General features: G+C 69.6%; 1 protein-coding gene and 1 pseudogene. Both read left to right on the top strand.

All coding sequences use genetic code 11. The annotated features are described in order from the left end of the window. The first annotated feature begins 121 nt into the window (after positions 1–121). Positions 122–934, top strand: coding sequence for a DUF5666 domain-containing protein (locus ACWDU1_RS32200; protein ID WP_450004192.1), 813 nt, complete (start codon positions 122–124; stop codon positions 932–934). Positions 935–1002: 68 nt separating this feature from the next. Continuing rightward, positions 1003–1683: pseudogene (locus ACWDU1_RS32205) on the top strand (hypothetical protein); the annotation flags it as partial.

The raw sequence follows: 1683 nt of genomic DNA on the forward strand, positions 1-1683 counted from the left end.
CCTGTCAGTGCTCGAAGCGCATGTGGCGAAGCCACGAGTCTCGAGCGCTGACAGGCGACGCTCAGGGGGCCGAACCCCGCGCGGCGAAGCCGCGCCAATAGATACAGCCTAGTCTGGGTATATGACCAACCCGAACGATCCCTGGGCGAGGCGGCCGGACGACGATCCGACCCGGCACCTGGGTCAGCCGGGCGAATCGGCGACCGAGAAGCTGCCCACCGGCGATAACGCGGGCTACGGGGAGCCGACGACGGCCTATCCGGGCACCGACCCCTACGGGGGGTGGGGGCCGGGGCCGAACCCGACCCGGGAGATGCCGGCCTACGACAGTTACGCCTACCCGAACCAGTGGGCGGAATCGGGTCCGCAGGGGCCCTACGGTCCGCCGGGTGGCTACGGACCTCCGGGGGGTCCGGTGCCGCCGGGCCCGCCCGGCGAACCGCCCCGGCCGCCGAAGCGCACGGGGCTGTGGGTCGCGCTCGGGCTGGGCGCCATCGTCCTGGTCGCGCTGGCGGGTATCGCGGTGGGAATGCTCTCCGGTCGAGACGATTCCGACTCGACGGCCAGTGATACCACCACCACGACCCGGACCATCGGCCGCGAGATCCCAGGCGGGCCGGAGGAATCCGGGCCCGCGCTGCCCAGCCTCCCCGGCCTTCCGGATATGCCCGATACGGGTGATCCGGGGGGCGGCGGCACCACGATGGGCACCATCAGCGCCAATTCGGGTGGGACACTGACCTTGAGCACCCTCGCCGGCGACGAGGTCACCGTGCATACCAGCGCGAAAACTCAGGTGATCTCGCTGGCGGGCAGCACCGTCGAGGCGCTGCCCACCGGGGACCTGGTGATCGTGCAGGGACAGAAGGGGCCGGACGGCACCATCGAGGCCGAGGTCATCATCAGTACCGCACTCGAAGGAGGCGGGCGATGAAGAGAAATCGGCGGCGCGCAGTGTGGGTGCCCGGCATTCCGCCGGGCGGGTCGATAGGCTAGGCGACGATGACGGCAATGTGGTTCGGGCTGGCGGCGATCACCCTCGCGGGTGCCTTCGTGCTGCTCTACTTCGACCGGCGGCAGCGGCAGCGCACCGGTCACGCGCGCCAGGTGTGGGCGAAAGCCCAGGGATACACCTATGTGTCGGTGGAACCGGCGCTTGCGTCGACCTGGCGGCGCGGTGCGCTGGCCAAGCTCGGCTACCTGACCGCGGTCGACGTGGTGACCGGTATCCGTAAGGGCGAGAAGTTCGTTCTGCTCGACCTGGAGGATTCGGCGACGCTGGTCGCGGTGCGCCGCCAGATCGGCTCGGATATCGATGTCGATATGCGGCTCAAGACCATGAACCCACCCAAGGACGCCGATCTGGAGTTGCTCGGCGCGATCGGTGACCGGGTGGTGTTCGCCACCAATCCCGAGATCGCGCGGCATGCCGTCGATCAGCGGATGGTCGCGTTCATCGAATCGCTGGCCGATACCGTGCAGATGCTGTGGAGCGAGGGCAACTGGACCCTGGGCATGCTCCCCGTCGGCACCGCGGCCAAGGACTGGGAGACCGGTATCGATGCCGTGCTGCGGCTTTCGGGTCTGCTGCATGTGCTGCCGCCGGTCACCGAGCCGCCGCTGGACGAGCGGGATCCCGGCGCGCATCCGCGGGCGCGTTCCCGGGCGGAAGACCGCGACGAC

This window comes from Nocardia sp. NPDC003345, assembly GCF_053589395.1.

Coding starts and splice junctions, on each gene's coding strand:
- ACWDU1_RS32200 (WP_450004192.1), top strand. CDS start 122: ATGACCAACCCGAACGATCCCTGGGCGAGGCGGCCGGACGACGATCCG.